We start from the raw sequence: 16,071 nt of genomic DNA, 5'->3' as shown, positions 1-16,071 counted from the left end.
ATGCCGGGGTTCGGTGTTCGGCTGCGTGAGGCCATGTCTCGTCGCGGCCCACTATGCCTGGGCATTGACCCGCATCCGGAGTTGCTGACGGCATGGGGTCTCCCGGTCAGCCCCGACGGCCTGGCCGCGTTCTGCGACACCTGTGTTCGGGCGTACGCCGGTTTTGCCGTCGTCAAACCGCAGGTGGCGTTCTTCGAAGCCTACGGCGCCGCGGGATATGCGGTGCTGGAACGCACGATCGCTGCCCTGCGCGAGGCCGGTGTGCTGGTGCTGGCCGATGCCAAGCGGGGCGACATCGACACGACGATGGCGGCGTATGCCACTGCCTGGGTCGGGGATTCGCCGCTGGCGGCCGATGCCGTAACCGCGTCGCCGTACCTGGGATTCGGCTCGTTACGCCCGCTGCTGGTGGCCGCTGCGGCCCGTGGGCGGGGGGTTTTCGTGCTGGCCGCGACGTCCAACCCGGAGGCTGTGAGCGTGCAGGGCGCCGACGCCGGCGGCTGCAGCGTGGCCCAGGCGATCGTCGACGCGGCGGCGGCGTTCAACCGGGAGGCCCAACGCAGCGCCCGGGCCGGGCTCGGACCGGTGGGCGTGGTTATCGGGGCGACGGCGGCCCATGGTCCCGGCGAGGTGCCCGATGTCAGCGCACTCGCCGGGCCGGTGCTGGTGCCCGGTGTCGGGGCTCAGGGCGGCCGGGCCGATGAGCTGGGCGGGCTGGGCGGGGCGGCGCCGGGACAGCTGTTACCCGCGGTGTCGCGCGCGGTGCTGCGGGCCGGCCCGGACGTGACGGCGCTGCGGACCGCGGGGGAACGGATCCGCGACGCCGTCGCCTACCTGGCCGAGGTTTAGGGGGCCACGCAGGTGCGCGGCTGCGGACATCTCGCCTGCCCATCGGCCAGCGACGGGGCGCCGACCACCCTCATGCCGACGCCAGGGTTTCACCGGTCCCCGGGGTCTCGACGATAACGGTGGTGGCCTTGACGACGGCCACGGCCACGCTGCCGGGCTCCAGTTTCAGCTCGCGGGCAGCTTCGGCGCTCATCAACGACACGACGGTGAACGGCCCGCACTGCAGCTCGACCTGAGCCATCACCTTGTCGATGAGCACCTTGGTCACCAAACCGACGAACCGGTTGCGTGCCGAACTGCCCACACCGAGCGGATTCGGCGGCCGCGCAGGTGCTTTGGTGCGGGAGAACTCGGCCAGCACATCACCGGCGATCACCTTCCGGCCGGACTCGTCCTGGCTGGCCGGCAAAAGACCGTGGTCGATCCACCGCCGGACGGTGTCGTCGCTGACCCCCAACAGTTCGGCGGCCTCCCGGATCCGCATAGTCGCCACGCAGCCATCGTAAACCGCTGTGCGCCGCAGAACTCCGATAATGCGGTCGAGGGGTGCGCACGATGCCGTGTGTGCGGCCGGCGCTGCGGATAGGGTGTCCGGAACCGCCCGGCACCGCTGTGCCCGCGCCTCAGCACATGAGCTACTACACGGCGTAGTTTCGAACATGTGATCGCTTCAGGTTGGCATCGAGTGCCGCGCCGACGCGCGGCGACACGCCCGACACGCCGTCACGGGCATAATCGGGTGGTTTCGGGTTAGGGCGGGGGTGCTGTCAGCTGCCGGGGACGCCCCGTGACCGGCCGAAGGGCAGGCGAAAACCGCTGCTAGGAGCCGGGATCCACGGAGGGGGGACGAGTACGCGGGCACCGATGCGACGGCGGGCGCCCGCACTGCAGACGACGCGGAGCACGTCGCCCGGGGTCTCATACGCTGCGCCTTTGTGGCTTCCAGCAGGGGGGCGGGTTAGATTTCGTCAGACAGCGTGGGTACGGTCGTCTCCGCTGGCCGGAGTACCCGGCTGAGACAAATCAAGATCGATGAGACGGAGGAATTGTGGCCCTTCCCCAGTTGACTGACGAGCAGCGCGCAGCCGCGTTGGAGAAGGCTGCTGCCGCACGTCGAGCGCGTGCCGAGCTCAAGGATCGGCTCAAGCGCGGCGGCACCAGCTTGAGGCAAGTGCTCAAGGACGCCGAGAGCGACGAAGTATTGGGCAAGATGAAGGTTTCTGCGCTGCTCGAGGCGCTGCCGAAGGTCGGCAAGGTCAAGGCGCAAGAGATCATGAACGAGCTGGAAATCGCCCCCACCCGGCGCCTGCGTGGTCTGGGGGATCGTCAGCGTAAGGCATTGCTGGAAAAGTTCGGCTCCGCCTAAGCCCAGCGACGATGCGGGCCGTGCAGCGGCGCGAGGAGGAGCCGGGCGATCAGGACCAGCCCAGCGACGATGCGGGCCGTGCAGCGGCGCGAGGAGGAGCCGGGCGATCAGGACCAGCCCAGCGACGATGCGGGCCGTGCAGCGGCGCGAGGAGGAGCCGGGGGGTTGACCCGGGAGTCGCGGTGAGCGCCGGGGGCAAACCGGACGGTGGGCACGGTGACCATCGTCGGCCAGCAGTCCGGGGCCGGGTGGTCGTGCTGTCCGGGCCCTCGGCGGTTGGTAAGTCGACAGTGGTGCGGTGCCTCCGCGAGCGGGTTCCGGACCTGTATTTCAGTGTCTCGGTGACCACCCGAGCACCACGACCCGGTGAGGTCGACGGGGTCGACTACCACTTCGTGACCCCAGAGCGGTTCCAGCAATTAATCGACCAGGGCGCCCTGCTGGAGTGGGCCGAGATTCACGGCGGGCTGCACCGGTCGGGCACGCTGGCTCAGCCGGTTCGCGACGCCGCCGCGTCGGGCCAGCCCGTGCTCATCGAGGTCGACCTGGCCGGAGCCCGGGCGATCAAGGCGGCTATGCCAGAGGCGATCACGGTGTTTTTAGCGCCGCCGAGCTGGGAGGATCTCGAGGCCAGGCTCATCGGCCGCGGCACTGAGACACCCGAGGTGATTCGGCGGCGCCTTGCCACTGCGCGCACCGAACTGGCAGCCCAGGACGATTTCGACGAGGTCGTGGTGAACAGCCGATTGGAGACGGCCTGCGCCCAGTTGGTATCCTTGCTGGTGGGAACCGCGCCAGGACCGGTGTGATCCACCTTTGACCACTCAGTATCGAGCTTCCCGCTGTGCTGAGCCACACGTTCGCCAGGAGATTGTGCACGTGAGTACTTCGCCATCCGAGGCGCCCTTGGCCGCCGTCCCCAGCGCAGAGCGTCGCGGTCCTTCGTCGGGTGCGGCCGCCCCCTACGACACCTACGACACCCCGGTAGGGCTCACCAACCCGCCCATCGACGAGCTGCTGGAGCGGGTCTCGAGTAAATACGCGCTGGTGATCTTCGCCGCGAAGCGGGCCCGCCAGATCAACGACTACTACAACCAGCTCGGCGAGGGCATCCTGGAATACGTCGGCCCGCTGGTGGAGCCCGGTCTGCAGGAAAAGCCGCTGTCCATCGCCCTGCGTGAGATTCACGCCGATCTGCTGGAACACACTGAAGGCGAATAAGATCCGGGACTGGCGATGTGCCGCGCAGGCCAAAAGCGTCATGACGTGAGCCGGGGAAGCGGTCCGCGCGGCAGGTGTTATCACGGCGAAGAGCCGGTGTAATGGACAGCAAGCGGATCATTGTCGGCGTCTCCGGCGGCATTGCCGCCTATAAGGCCTGCACGGTGGTGCGGCAGCTCGCCGAGGCCGGTCACCAGGTTCGCGTCGTCCCTACCGAATCCGCTTTACGCTTCGTCGGCGCCGCCACCTTCGAGGCACTGTCGGGCGAACCGGTCCGCACCAGTGTGTTCGACGATGTGCCGCTGGTGCCGCATGTCCAGATCGGTCAAGAGGCCGATCTGGTGGTCGTGGCGCCGGCCACCGCCGACCTGCTGGCCCGGGCCGCGGCGGGCCGGGCCGATGACCTGCTCACTGCGACGCTGCTCACCGCACGCTGCCCGGTGCTGTTCGCACCGGCGATGCACACCGAGATGTGGTTACATCCGGCCACCGTCGACAACGTGGCCACCCTGCGCCGCCGCGGCGCAGTCGTGCTGGAACCCGCGTCCGGGCGACTCACCGGCGCCGACAGCGGCGCAGGGCGGCTTCCCGAGGCCGAGGAGATCACCACGTTCGCGTATCTGCTGCTGGAGCGGCCGGATGCGTTGCCGTATGACCTGGCCGGCTACAGGCTGCTGGTGACCGCCGGCGGCACCCGGGAGCCGATCGACCCGGTGCGGTTCATCGGCAACCGCAGCTCAGGCAAACAGGGTTATGCCGTCGCGCGGGTCGCCGCCCAGCGTGGCGCCGAGGTGACCCTGATCGCCGGGCACACCGCGGGATTGATCGATCCCGCGGGGGTCGAGGTGGTGCACGTCAGCTCCGCGCAGCAGATGCGGGACGCGGTCTCCAAACACGCGCCCGATGCGCACCTGTTGGTCATGGCGGCAGCGGTTGCCGACTTTAGGCCCGCGCAGGTGGCAACCGCCAAGATCAAAAAGGGCGGCGAGGCGGCGCCGACGATCGAACTGGTGCGCAATGACGACGTGCTGGCCGCGGTGGTGCGGGCCCGGGCCGAGGGCCAGTTGCCCAATATGCGGGCCATTGTCGGGTTCGCCGCCGAAACCGGCGACTCCGAGGGCGATGTGCTCTACCATGCGCGGGCCAAACTGCGCCGGAAAGGGTGCGATCTTTTGGTGGTCAACGCCGTCGGTGAGGGCAGGGCCTTCGAGGTCGACAGTAACGACGGGTGGCTGCTGGCGTCGGATGGCACCGAATCGGCCTTGCGGCACGGCTCCAAGACGTTGATGGCCAGTCGTATCGTTGATGCGATCGTCGCCTTCCTGAATGGCACCAGCCGGTAGGCGCGGCGCCGGGGCCGTCGGCGTGCGGGTGAGCCGATTGTCGGCAGGCGCGCAGGCGCCCATGCCGGGAGCCGGGCGAGACGACGATATAATTTGTTTAGCTAAGTATCTGGCTGCGTGATCGGGAAGGATTTGAGGGCGTGAGCGAGAAAGGTCGGCTGTTCACCAGCGAGTCGGTAACCGAGGGACACCCCGATAAGATCTGCGACGCGATCAGCGACTCGGTGCTTGACGCGCTGCTCGAGCAAGATCCGCGCTCGCGCGTGGCGGTCGAGACGCTCGTGACCACCGGGCAGGTGCATGTCGCCGGCGAAGTGACGACATCGGCCAACGTCGACATCCCTACCATCGTGCGAAACCGCATCCTGGAGATCGGGTACGACTCATCAGAGAAGGGGTTCGACGGCGCGTCCTGCGGGGTGAACATCGCCATCGGCAAACAGTCACCCGATATCGCGCAGGGCGTCGACACCGCCTGGGAGGCCCGCGTGCAGGGAGTCGCCGACCCGCTGGACGCGCAGGGCGCCGGGGACCAGGGCCTGATGTTCGGCTACGCGATTCGCGACACCCCGGAAATGATGCCGCTGCCCATCGCGCTGGCCCACCGGCTGGCCCGGCGGCTGGCCGAGGTCCGCAAGAACGGTGTGCTGCCGTATCTGCGTCCCGACGGCAAGACGCAGGTGACCATCGGCTACGACGGCGACACCCCGGTGCGGCTGGACACCGTGGTCATCTCCACCCAGCACGCCGCCGATGTCGACCTCGACATGCTGACTCCCGACATCCGGGAAAAAGTGCTGAACACCGTGCTCGATGACCTCGCCCACGACACCCTGGACGTATCGTCGGTTCGGCTGCTGGTCAACCCGACCGGCAAATTCGTGCTCGGCGGGCCGATGGGTGACGCCGGCTTGACCGGTCGCAAGATCATCGTCGACACGTACGGCGGCTGGGCCCGTCACGGCGGCGGCGCCTTTTCCGGTAAGGATCCCTCCAAGGTGGACCGCTCCGCGGCCTACGCGATGCGCTGGGTGGCCAAAAATGTCGTCGCCGCCGGACTGGCCGAGCGGGTCGAGGTGCAGGTGGCCTACGCCATCGGCAAGGCCGCCCCGGTGGGGTTGTTCGTCGAGACGTTCGGCACCGAGACCGTCGACCCGGCCAAGATCGAGAAGGCCATCGGTGAGGTGTTCGACCTGCGGCCCGGCGCGATCATCCGCGACCTGGATCTGCTGCGCCCGATCTACGCCCAGACGGCAGCCTACGGGCATTTCGGCCGCACCGATATCGATCTGCCCTGGGAGCAGCTCGACAAGGTCGACGACCTCCGGCGAGCGGTCTGATGCTGCGGCCGTCACGCCACGGCGGCACTGGCGCGGATTTCTGGCCGCGGCGGTCGGCTCGCCTTACGCCGTGAACCGGTAGTCACTGAGCGGGAAGCGCCGGCTGCGCCAGTAGGCCTCGATCGTGGTGGTCGGCCGCAGCGGGACGTCGCCGTTCTTGTCGAAGTAGTAGCTGTTGGCCAGCCGGCAGCTGTCTTGCCAGAAAACCTGGCGGTGCCGGCGGCGCATCATCTCGGCGAAGTAGCGGGCATTGGCCGCGTCGGTCACCTCGACGCGGGTCGCCCCCACGCGGCGGGCGTGTTTCAGGCAGCGCACGATGTGATGCGTTTGGGCTTCGATGAGCGCGAAATAGGACGATCCCACATACCCGTACGGGCCGAAGACGCTGAAGAAGTTCGGGAAGCCGGGCAGGCTGACGCCTTCATAGGCCTGCAGCCGATGCTCGTCCCAAAATCGGCTCAGCGACCGGCCGTTGCTGCCGGTGACCGCAAACGTGGGAACGCTGTCGGTGTCCATCACCTGGAAACCGGTGGCCAGCACCAGCACGTCGACCTCGTGGTGCACGCCGTCGGTGGTGGCCACCCCGGCGGGCGTGATCTTGTCGATCGGCTGGGTGACCAACCGCACGTTGTCGCGGTTGAACGTGGCCAGGTAGCCGTTATGGAAGCCGGGCCGCTTGCAGCCCACGGCGTAGCGCGGAGTGAGCTGCTCACGCACCAGCGGGTCACGGACCTGCTGGCGCAGATAGGCCCGCCCGATCGACTGCATCCGCTTGGCCAGGGGGAACACCGTGAAGTAGTGAGCCGGAACCGGGAAGGTCGCTTCCACGAACGCCTGACTGGCCAGCCGCTGCAGCGCCCGGCCGCCGGGCACCCGCATCGCCCAGCGGACGGGTTTGGGCAGCGGCACGTCGAACTTCGGGAAGCACCAGATCGGAGTGCGCTGAAATACGGTGAGGTGCTTGACGATCGGTGCGATCTCGGGAATCACTTGCACGGCCGAGGCGCCGGTGCCGATGACGGCGACCCGCTTGCCGGTCAGGTCCTGGTCGTGATCCCAGCGCGCGGTGTGCATGCGGACACCGGCAAAAGAGTCGACACCGTCGATATCGGGCAGCTTCGGCACGGTCAGCACCCCGCTGGCGTTGACCAGGAAACGCGCGGTGAGTTCGTCGCCGTGATCGGTCTGCACCCGCCACAGGCAGTTCCGGTCATCGAACTCGGCGGTGAGCACCTTGGTGGTGAATCGGATGCGGGGTCTGATGCCGTACTTGTCGACGCAGTGCTCCGCGTAGGCCTTCAGCTCGTGCCCGGGCGCGTAGGTTCGCGACCAGTTGCAGCTCTGCTCAAAGGAGAACTGGTAGGAGAACGACGGAATGTCCACGGCGATGCCGGGATAGGTGTTCCAGTGCCAGGTGCCACCGACTCCGTCGGCGGCTTCGATGAGCACATAGTCGGGTAGCCGGGCCTTGTCGAGGGTGATGGCGGCGCCGATTCCGGAGAACCCGGCGCCGACAATAAGGGTGTGATAGCCGGGGGAGACGCTCATGACCGTCTGGTAGCGATGACGTGCACCCCGCGCTTGGGCCGCAGTGTCAGTGTCGCCTCGAGGTCGACGGGATGGCCGGGTGCAAGGTCAAAAGTGAAGTGCTGACTCATGATTGCCGCCATCAGCACCATCTCCATCAGGGCGAAGCTTTGTCCGATGCAGATGCGCCGCCCGCCGCCGAACGGAAGGTAGGCCGAGCGGGGCCGGCTCTTGGCGGCGTCTCCCAAAAACCTTGTGGGATCGAATTTCTCGGGGTCGGGCCACCAGCGCGGGTCGTGGTGGATCTGGTGGATGGGAATGATGACGGTGGTGCCGCGGCGAATATGGTGTCCGTCGATGACATCGTCCTCGATCGCCTTGCGGGAAAGAATCCACGCCGACGAGAAATAGCGCTGCGACTCCTGCAGGCATGCGGTGGTCCACGGCAGGTTGCCCAGGTCGTCGGCGGTGGGGCGGCGAGCGCCCAGCACCTCGTCGACTTCGGCCAGCAGCCGGGAGCGGGCATCGGTGTGGAGCGCCATCAGATACCAAAACCACGACATGGCGTTGGCCGTGGTCTCATGACCGGCGAGCATGAACGTCAGCGCCTCGTCGCGCACCCGTTTGCGCGGCCATGACCCGTGGTCGGCGTGGAGCAGCACATTGAGCAGATCGGGAGCATCGGTCGGATGAGCCAGCCGCTCATCGATCACCGCGTTGACCGCGCGGTCGAGTTCCAGGGTGATCTTCTGCATGTCGCGCAGCGGGGGCGGCAGGGGGATCCCGGAGTAGGCGCACCACGTCAGCGCTGTGTAGCAGGCCGACGGCAACAGTCCCCACAGCCTGAGTCGCTCCAGCCGCTCGGTGTGGCGTAATCCGCGTGTGGCCAGGTCATGCATGGTGTGCACCAACGGCCCGAAGTCCTGGCCGAACAGCGCGTTGGCGACCACCCGCAGCGTCGCCTCGACCATCGTGGCGTGCATGTCGAACGCCACCGGATCGGGGCGGGCCACCAGCGCCGCCGTGACCGCGCTGATGGGATCGATCATCAGGTCGATGAGACCATTGAGGTGCCGCCGGGCGAAGATGGGGTTCAGCGCCCCGCGATGCGCCGCCCAGGATTCGCCTTCGTCGGTGAGCAGGTTGATGCCGGCGGTGGCGCGGATGGGTTCGTATTCATCGGACTTGACGTATTTCAGCCGTGCCTCATACAGGACGTGGTCGACATAGTCGGGATGGCTGATCGACACGAAACGCCTGCCGCCACAACGAAAGCGGACAATGTCGTGGCCGCGAGTCCGGCCCAGGAATCCCTCGCCCACGTCGAACCCGACGGTGAGAGCCTCCCGCGTCATGGTCCAGGTGCTCAGCCGCTGAGCCGGTCGGGCCGGTGGGCGCTCGGCACTCAGCGTTGCCATGGGTTTCTCCTATGTCAAGCCGCTGCCGGTTGGCAAGGCTGTTGACGGTTCTGTTCGTCGGTCTGGAGGTGGCCGAAGACGACGCGGGCCAAGCGGCGTTTGAGGCAGCGCAGGGCTTCGGTGGTGGAATCGCTGTCGGCTAGCCGCTTCCGGTAGTAAACCTGCCCAAGGCCGTTGAGACGGATCTGGGTTACGGCGATGCGATGCAGGGCGGCGTTGAGTTGGCGGTTGCCCGAGCGGGTCATGCGCACGCGACCGGCAGTGTTTCCCGACCACACCGGGACAGGCGCCACCCGGCATGGCGCGCGAAGGCGGCCGCGCTTTTGAACCGGGTCACCCCGGCGGTTTCTCCGACGAGTTTGGCCGCGGTCAGCTCCCGCAGCCTGGAAGAGCAAGCAGCACCGGGGCGACGTGGCGAACTCGCTGTCCGATGCGCTTGGTCAAGGCGTTGATGGTCTCGGTGAGTCGGATGATGTCGGCTAGCTCGTCGCGCGCCAACTCAGCGACCAGGCCAGGCACCGTGGCAAGCCAATCGCCGAGAATCCGGCGGTGCTTGGCCAGATCCAGCGAACGGGCTTTGGGCGCGTGGTCGGGGTCGAGCTCGTGCACCCGCCACAACAGCCGGTTGATGGTGGCAGTGCGTTGCGCCACAAGGACTTCCCGGCGATCCACCAACAACTTCAACTCCCGCGACACCTCATCATGGGAGGCGACCGGCAGATCGGGTTCACGCAGAAAACCGCGCGCGACTGCTAAGGCGTCGATTGGATCAGACTTGCCCCGGGTGCGTGCGCTAGCCCGCGTTTGGGCCATCAACTTCGGCGGCACCCGCACCACCGACTGACCAAAGCCCATCAGATCACGCTCTAACCGGGCCGACAGATGCCGGCAATCCTCGATCGCCCACACCACCTCTGGCCCGAAGCTTTCTCGGCCCACATCACCGCCTCGGCATGACCTGCAGTAGTGGCCTTGACAACCTTCTCGGCCAGCTTGCGCCCGGCCTCATCGACCGCGACGAACGTGTGCGTGCGCTTGTGTACATCGGCTCCAACAACAACCATGGTGGTTGCCTCCTTCACTGTGAGGTGACGGTTGGGCCGGTCGGCGGACACATCTCAGTCGGGGCGGATGCCACGCTCCTATCAAGTCACGCCGGCCGGTCCTTCACACCTGATGCCGACAAAACCCATGCACGCCAGCCCGAAGGCGGCAGACACTCTACGAGCCAGACACCAGGTGATCAGGATCCAACCACCGCAACATGCGGCATCTCACCCTGACACTGAGTCCACTGTAGGGATGACCTCCGGCGATCGTAATGAGAGTATCGGACAAACAGTTGGGAGTTGAGGACAGTGCCGCTGGTCCCGCCTGCCGAGGTGCGGCACCCGGTATATGCCACCCGGGTGCTGTGTGAGGTCGCCGCCGAGCGAGGGGTGTCGGCGCGTGAGGTGCTGTCGGGCACCGCTCTCCGGCCAGGCGACCTGGATGACCCCGACACCGTGGTCAGCGCGCTTGACGAGGTCGCGATGGTGCGCAGGCTGCTGGCCCGGCTGCCCGATGACGCCGGTGTCGGCATCGACGTCGGCAGCCGCTTCAGGCTGACCCACTTCGGGTTGATGGGGTTCGCCGCAATGTCATGTGCCACCCTTCGCGAGCTGTTCACCATCTCGATGCGCTACTTCGCGTTGACGATGCTGCACATCGACATCGCGTTGGTCGAAGGGGCTGACGACTGTCTGCTGGAATTCAGCGCCGATCACCTGCCCGCCGATGTGCGGCGATTCTTCATCGAACGTGATATCGCCGGAATCATCACGACGACATCGAGTTTCGCTCTTCCGGTGGCGGAAAAGTACGCGGACCGCGTGTCGGCGGAGCTGGCGCTCGATGAGGAGGTGCTGCGCCCGCTGCTCGGGCTTGTTCCGGTCAAGGATGTCGCTTTCGGTCGCGCGCACAACAGGCTGCATTTTCCGCGGGCCATGTTCGACGAGCCGCTGCCGCAAGCGGACCGCCACACGCTGGAGATGTGCGTCGCGCAGTGTGACCTGGTGATGCAGCGCAATGACCGGCGCCGTGGCATCGCGGCGGTGGTGCGCACCAAGCTGTTCCGTGATTCCGGTTGTTTCCCCACACTTCCCGACGTGGCAGCTGAGCTCGACGTTCATCCGCGAACGCTTCGGCGCCGGCTCGCCGAGGAGGGTACGTCATTTCGCGCGTTGCTGAACGAAGCTCGCTCCACGGTGGCGGTCGACTTGCTGTGCAACGTCGGGCTAACCGTGCAGGAGGTGTCCAAGCGGCTGGGTTACACCGACGTCTCGACGTTTTCACACGCGTTCAAACGCTGGTACGGTGTGGCGCCCAGCGCGTATCCGCGTTGAGCCGCGCGACGGCGCCGGGCCCACTTCTGCATCGGCGGCGGACTATGCGTGCAGTGCGGCACGCAGCGCCGCCAGGCCCCGGTCCATGGCATCGGTGGCCGCCGGGACGACACCGGCGTAGCCGAGATAGCCGTGCACCAGTGTCGCGGCGTTGTGCACCTCCGCGCAAACCCCGGCGGCGGTGAGCAACTCACCGTAGCGAATGCCGTCGTCGCGCAGCGGGTCGTGGCCGGCGACACCGATGTAGGCGGCCGGTAGGCGGGCCAGGTTGTCCGCCCGGCCGGGTGCCATCCCGGGCGGCGGGTCAGACAGATCGACATCTCCGGCATACCAGCGTGAAAACGCCGCAATAGCAGCCCGGTCGAGGATGGGCGCCGCCGCGTTCTCGGTGAATGACGGCAGTGACGGATCCCACAGGGTGGACGGATACCACAACAGTTGGAAGGTGATCGGCGGAGCGCCGTGGTCACGGGCGCGTTGCGCGATCACCGCGGCGATGGTGCCCCCCGCGGAATCTCCGGCCACGGCCAGCCGGGTCACGTCCGCGCCGATGTCGCTGCCGTGACCGGCCACCCACTGGGTCGCGGCCCAGGCGTCGTCAATGGCCGCGGGATAGGGATGTTCGGGCGCCAGCCGGTAGTCGACGGATACCACCACCGCCTCCGCGCCCACGGCGTGCTGGCGGGCAGTGCCGTCATGGGTATCCAGGTCGCCGACGACGAAACCCCCGCCGTGGAAATACACCACCACCGGCAGATCATCGGAATCGATTGGCGGCCAGTAGATCCGGATACCGATGTGGCCCGCGGGCCCGTCGATGACACGGTTCTCGGCGCGTACCTCCGGGTGCACCGGGCGGCGAGGCAGCTCCCGCAGCCGGCGGCGCGCCGCGTCAACGCCGTCGTCGGCGGATAACCGGAACGGCACCGCATCCAGTACCTTCAGCAGGATGGTGTCGATGCCGGGTTTGTCGTCATCATCAAAGCCGGGCATGCAGACACCGTACGCACCGCGCTGGGCTCTCGGTGGGCAGGTGGCCGCCCGGCCCCCACGCGCGCGAGCGCAGCGCCGTGGGCCCGGACCGGAGCCGGTGAGAGCCTCGGGGCGTTCGCGGTGACACCGCGGGCCGCCGAGCACGAACCGATCGCCCGCGTGCTGCCGCTGCTGCCGGTGCCGCATCTGGACCGCGACTTCGACTACCTGGTCGCCGCCGAGCAATCCGATGACGCGCAGCCCGGAGTGCGGGTCCGGGTGCGTTTTCACGGGCGGCTGGTCGACGGGTTTGTGCTCGAGCGGCGCACCGACACCGATCACGCCGGCAAGTTGGGGTGGCTGGAGCGTGTTGTCTCCGCCGAGCCCGTGCTCACCGCCGAAATCCGGCGTCTGGTCGACGCGGTGGCCGCCCGCTACGCCGGAACCCGGGCCGACGTGCTGCGGCTTGCCGTGCCGGCCCGGCATGCCAAAGTCGAGCGCGAACCCGCACCGGCAGCACTGCCGCTGGTGGTGGCGCCGGTCGATCCGGTCGATCCGGCGGGCTGGCGGATCTATAGCCGCGGCGCTCAGTTCCTGTCTGCCCTGGCCGAGGCGCGGGCGGCCCGCGCGGTGTGGCAGGCGCTGCCCGGCGAGCTGTGGGCCGACAGATTCGCCGAGGCCGCGGCGGAAACGGTGCGGGCTGGGCGCACGGTGCTGGGAATCGTCCCCGACCAACGGGATGTCGAGCTGCTGTGGCGAGCCGTGACGAGCCGGATCGATGAGCGCAGCGTGGTGGCGCTGTCGGCGGGACTCGGGCCGGCCGCGCGCTACCGGCGTTGGCTGGCGGCGCTGCGCGGCAGCGCCCGCGTGGTGATCGGCACCCGCAGTGCGGTGTTCGCACCGGTGACCGACCTGGGTCTGGTGATGGTCTGGGATGACGGCGACGACAGTATGGCCGAGCCCCGGGCACCGTACCCGCATGCCCGGGAGGTGGCGATGCTGCGCGCGCATCAGGTGCGCTGCGCCGCACTGATCGGAGGTTACGCCCGCACCGCGGAAGCCCACGCGCTGGTGTGCAGCGGCTGGGCCCATGACGTGGTCGCTGTCCGTCCGGTGGTGCGCGCCCGCACCCCGCGGGTGGTCGCGCTCGATGACCGCGGCTACGAGGACGAACGCGACCCCGCCGCCCGCTCCGCCCGGCTGCCGTCGGTCGCGATGCGCGCGGCCCGGTCCGCCCTGCAGGCCGGGGCGCCAGTGCTGGTGCAGGTGCCTCGCCGTGGTTATGTGCCCTCGCTGGCCTGCGGCCGCTGCCGCGCGATCGCACGCTGCCGGTACTGCACCGGCCCGCTGTCGCTGCCCGACCGCGCTGACGATCCGAGTCGGCCCGCCCCCCAGCCACGGGGGCCCGGCATGGTCGGCGGGCGGGCGGCGGTCTGTCGCTGGTGCGGGCGAACCGAGGCTGCGCTGCGGTGCTCCCGGTGCGGATCGGAGGCGGTGCGCGCCGTCGTGGTCGGCGCCCGGCGCACTGCCGAAGAGCTGGGCCGGGCATTTCCGGGTACGCCCGTGATCACCTCGGCCGGAGATCGCATCGTGCCGCACATTGCCGGCCATCCCGCCCTGGCGGTGGCCACTCCGGGGGCCGAGCCCCGCGCCTGTGGGGGATACGGGGCGGCGCTGCTCCTGGACAGCTGGGCGCTGCTGGGCCGACAGGATCTCCGCGCCGCCGAAGACACCCTGCGGCGCTGGATGACCGCCTCGGCACTGGTGCGTCCCCGGGGTGACGGCGGTGTGGTGGTTGTGGTCGCCGAATCGTCGATCCCGACGGTGCAGGCGCTGATCCGCTGGGATCCGGTGGGGCACGCGGACGCCGAGTTGGCGGCCCGCACGGAAGTGGGGCTGCCGCCGAGTGTGCACATCGCCGCGGTAGACGGCCCCGCCGACGCGGTGACGGCGCTACTGGCCGAAACTCAACTTCCCGGCGGTGCCGACCTGCTCGGCCCGGTGGACCTGCCCCCCGGCGTGCGCCGCCCGGCGGGGACGCCGCCCGACGTCGCGGTGGTCCGAATGCTGGTGCGGGTTCCCCGCGACCAGGGGCTGGCGCTGGCGGCCAGCCTGCGCCGCGCCGTCGGCGTGCTCAGCGCCCGGCAAACCCACTCGCTGGTCCGGGTGCAGATCGATCCGTTGCACGTCGGCTGACCGTCGTTGGCCACGCCCGGTGATCGCCGGCGGTGTTATTCGGGCAGGGTCGCGCGTCCGGCGCCGGTTTTCAGCGGTGGCGCGGTGGGCCGGCGCACATACCTTGCCCAGGTCAGGACCGCGGCGAAAACGTAGAAGAACAGAAAAATCAGGTAGGCCGACGTCGGGGTGCCGGTGGTCGAATACGACTGTCGCAGCGCCAGATTGATCGCCACACCGCCGAGCGCGCCGAACGCCGCAACGAACCCGATCACGGCCCCGGACGTGGCCTGCGACCAGCGGCGGCGTTCGGCCTCATCGACCGCGAGCAGGTAACTGCGGGCTTCGAAGACCGACGGGATCATCTTGTACACCGATCCGTTGCCCAGTCCGGCCAGGATGAACAACACGATAAAGCTGCCGATGTAGCCGGTCAGGGTGACGGCCGTGGCAGCGCCGGACACCCGGTTGTTCCCCGCGCTGAGGCCGACCAGCAGCCCGGCGGTCAGCACCATGAGGACGAACACCACTAAGGTGACGCGGTTGCCGCCGTGCCGGTCGGCCAGCCGGCCACCGTAAATGCGGGACAGCGACCCCAGCATCGGCCCGACGAACGCGAACTCGGCCGCGTGCAAGGCGGCCTGCCCGTGGCTTTGGCCGGCGGCGATGAAGTTGATCTGCAGCACCTGGCCGAACGCAAAGGAGAATCCGATCCACGATCCGAAGGTGCCGACGTACAGCAGCGCCAGCAGCCAGGCATCGCTTTCGGACAGGCTTAAGCGCAGGTCGCGTACCGCGTAGGTGGCGTGGTCGAGATTGTTCAGGTAACGGGCTGCCCCGATCGTGACGACCGTCAGCAGCACCAGGTAAAGCCCGCACACCCAATACGGCTGATGGGGGCCGGCGACGGCGATCACCACCAGCCCTACCACCTGGATCGTGGGCACCCCGAGATTTCCGACCCCGGCGTTGAACCCCAGCGCCGAACCCTTGAGCCGGTGCGGGTAGAACGCGTTGGTGTTGGTCATCGACGCGGCGTAGTTGGCGCCGCCCAGCCCGGTCAGCGCTGCGCATGCCAGGTAGGGCCACAGCGGCAAGCCGGGATGGGCCATCAACCAGATGGTGGCGGCGGTGGGGACCAACAGCACCGCAGTCGACAGCATTGTCCAGGTGCGCCCGCCGAGTGTGGCGATGCCCAACGAATACGGAATGCGCAGCACGGCGGCGACCAGGGCGGCGGTCGCGCCGAGCAGGAACTTGTCGGCTGCCGAGAAACCGTACACCTGCCTGGGCATAAACAGCGCCATCACCGGCCACAACGTCCAGACGCCGAAGGCCACGTGATCACAGGCCACGATCCAGAGCAGATTACGGCGTGCGACGGCACGGTTGCCGGCCTCCCAGGCTGCACGGTCTTCGGGATCCCAGTCGATGATGCGATGCGAGCGGACCATGCCCCGTCATCTTTCCTCAGGG

At 68.3% G+C, this 16,071-nt stretch carries 15 protein-coding genes; 8 read left to right on the top strand and 7 right to left on the bottom strand.

Annotated elements, in window-relative coordinates:
• Positions 1–849, top strand: coding sequence for an orotidine-5'-phosphate decarboxylase (gene pyrF, locus G6N08_RS17215; protein WP_163759248.1), 849 nt, complete (start codon positions 1–3; stop codon positions 847–849).
• Between the two features lie 70 nt (positions 850–919).
• Here pyrF and G6N08_RS17210 read toward each other — a convergent pair whose 3' ends face one another.
• The gene (locus G6N08_RS17210; protein ID WP_163759247.1) at positions 920–1,342 is read right to left on the bottom strand and encodes a TOBE domain-containing protein; all 423 of its coding nucleotides are present in this window, start codon (positions 1,340–1,342) and stop codon (positions 920–922) included.
• Between the two features lie 555 nt (positions 1,343–1,897).
• On the opposite strand from G6N08_RS17210, the gene mihF reads away from it, so the two are divergent.
• The 5 genes from mihF to metK all read left to right on the top strand — a co-directional run bounded on the left by mihF (position 1,898) and on the right by metK (position 6,119).
• Complete coding sequence (gene mihF / locus G6N08_RS17205) at positions 1,898–2,215, top strand: integration host factor, actinobacterial type (RefSeq protein ID WP_163759245.1); 318 nt, start codon at positions 1,898–1,900, stop codon at positions 2,213–2,215.
• 182 nt (positions 2,216–2,397) lie between these two features.
• Positions 2,398–3,024: a guanylate kinase gene (gene gmk / locus G6N08_RS17200; RefSeq protein ID WP_163759243.1), complete on the top strand. Its 627-nt coding sequence runs from the start codon at positions 2,398–2,400 to the stop codon at positions 3,022–3,024.
• Between the two features lie 70 nt (positions 3,025–3,094).
• Positions 3,095–3,436 carry a DNA-directed RNA polymerase subunit omega gene (gene rpoZ, locus G6N08_RS17195; RefSeq protein WP_163759241.1) on the top strand — a complete coding sequence of 114 codons (342 nt, stop codon included), beginning with the start codon at positions 3,095–3,097 and terminating at the stop codon, positions 3,434–3,436.
• 101 nt (positions 3,437–3,537) lie between these two features.
• On the top strand, positions 3,538–4,779 hold the full coding sequence (gene coaBC, locus G6N08_RS17190) for a bifunctional phosphopantothenoylcysteine decarboxylase/phosphopantothenate--cysteine ligase CoaBC (protein WP_163759239.1): 1,242 nt from the start codon (positions 3,538–3,540) through the stop codon (positions 4,777–4,779).
• A gap of 140 nt (positions 4,780–4,919) precedes the next feature.
• Positions 4,920–6,119 carry a methionine adenosyltransferase gene (metK, locus tag G6N08_RS17185; protein ID WP_163759237.1) on the top strand — a complete coding sequence of 400 codons (1,200 nt, stop codon included), beginning with the start codon at positions 4,920–4,922 and terminating at the stop codon, positions 6,117–6,119.
• A 63-nt stretch (positions 6,120–6,182) separates the two neighbouring features.
• On the opposite strand, the gene G6N08_RS17180 is transcribed toward metK, so the two are convergent.
• From G6N08_RS17180 to G6N08_RS21110, 4 genes are read right to left on the bottom strand one after another with little or no spacing between them, the layout of a single operon-like run.
• Positions 6,183–7,667: a flavin-containing monooxygenase gene (locus tag G6N08_RS17180; protein ID WP_163759235.1), complete on the bottom strand. Its 1,485-nt coding sequence runs from the start codon at positions 7,665–7,667 to the stop codon at positions 6,183–6,185.
• A complete protein-coding gene (locus G6N08_RS17175) occupies positions 7,664–9,064 on the bottom strand; it encodes a cytochrome P450 (protein WP_163759233.1) in 1,401 nt (466 codons plus the stop codon). Before G6N08_RS17175 ends, G6N08_RS17180 begins: the two co-directional genes overlap by 4 nt.
• Positions 9,065–9,078: 14 nt before the next feature.
• Entirely contained in the window at positions 9,079–9,459 is a 381-nt protein-coding gene (locus G6N08_RS21115; RefSeq protein WP_281352775.1) for a transposase, read from the bottom strand.
• Positions 9,434–10,003 (bottom strand): IS110 family transposase, encoded by a 570-nt coding sequence (locus tag G6N08_RS21110; RefSeq protein WP_281352774.1) that lies wholly within the window; start codon positions 10,001–10,003, stop codon positions 9,434–9,436. The genes G6N08_RS21115 and G6N08_RS21110 overlap by 26 nt, the downstream gene beginning before the upstream one ends.
• A gap of 419 nt (positions 10,004–10,422) precedes the next feature.
• On the opposite strand from G6N08_RS21110, the gene G6N08_RS17165 reads away from it, so the two are divergent.
• On the top strand, positions 10,423–11,448 hold the full coding sequence (locus G6N08_RS17165) for an AraC family transcriptional regulator (RefSeq protein WP_163760812.1): 1,026 nt from the start codon (positions 10,423–10,425) through the stop codon (positions 11,446–11,448).
• Positions 11,449–11,490: 42 nt separating this feature from the next.
• Here G6N08_RS17165 and lipI read toward each other — a convergent pair whose 3' ends face one another.
• On the bottom strand, positions 11,491–12,441 hold the full coding sequence (gene lipI, locus G6N08_RS17160) for an esterase LipI (protein ID WP_163759231.1): 951 nt from the start codon (positions 12,439–12,441) through the stop codon (positions 11,491–11,493).
• A gap of 120 nt (positions 12,442–12,561) precedes the next feature.
• Between lipI and G6N08_RS17155 the strand changes: the two genes are divergently transcribed.
• Positions 12,562–14,616, top strand: a complete 2,055-nt coding sequence (locus G6N08_RS17155) for a primosomal protein N' (protein WP_174813306.1) — start codon at positions 12,562–12,564, stop codon at positions 14,614–14,616.
• A 35-nt stretch (positions 14,617–14,651) separates the two neighbouring features.
• Here the strand turns inward: G6N08_RS17155 and G6N08_RS17150 are convergent, their stop codons facing one another.
• On the bottom strand, positions 14,652–16,049 hold the full coding sequence (locus tag G6N08_RS17150; protein WP_163759229.1) for an MFS transporter: 1,398 nt from the start codon (positions 16,047–16,049) through the stop codon (positions 14,652–14,654).
• Positions 16,050–16,071: the final 22 nt, after the last annotated feature.

This window comes from Mycobacterium botniense (genome assembly GCF_010723305.1).
Classification (GTDB): domain Bacteria; phylum Actinomycetota; class Actinomycetes; order Mycobacteriales; family Mycobacteriaceae; genus Mycobacterium; species Mycobacterium botniense.
This window is presented reverse-complemented; position numbering and strand designations above follow the sequence as displayed.

Excerpts from the sequence above, each read along its gene's own strand:
- pyrF (WP_163759248.1), top strand. The coding sequence starts at position 1 with ATGCCGGGGTTCGGTGTTCGGCTGCGTGAGGCCATGTCTCGTCGCGGC.
- coaBC (WP_163759239.1), top strand. The coding sequence starts at position 3,538 with ATGGACAGCAAGCGGATCATTGTCGGCGTCTCCGGCGGCATTGCCGCC.
- G6N08_RS17180 (WP_163759235.1), bottom strand. The coding sequence starts at position 7,667 with ATGAGCGTCTCCCCCGGCTATCACACCCTTATTGTCGGCGCCGGGTTC.
- G6N08_RS17175 (WP_163759233.1), bottom strand. The coding sequence starts at position 9,064 with ATGGCAACGCTGAGTGCCGAGCGCCCACCGGCCCGACCGGCTCAGCGG.
- lipI (WP_163759231.1), bottom strand. The coding sequence starts at position 12,441 with ATGCCCGGCTTTGATGATGACGACAAACCCGGCATCGACACCATCCTG.
- G6N08_RS17150 (WP_163759229.1), bottom strand. The coding sequence starts at position 16,049 with ATGGTCCGCTCGCATCGCATCATCGACTGGGATCCCGAAGACCGTGCA.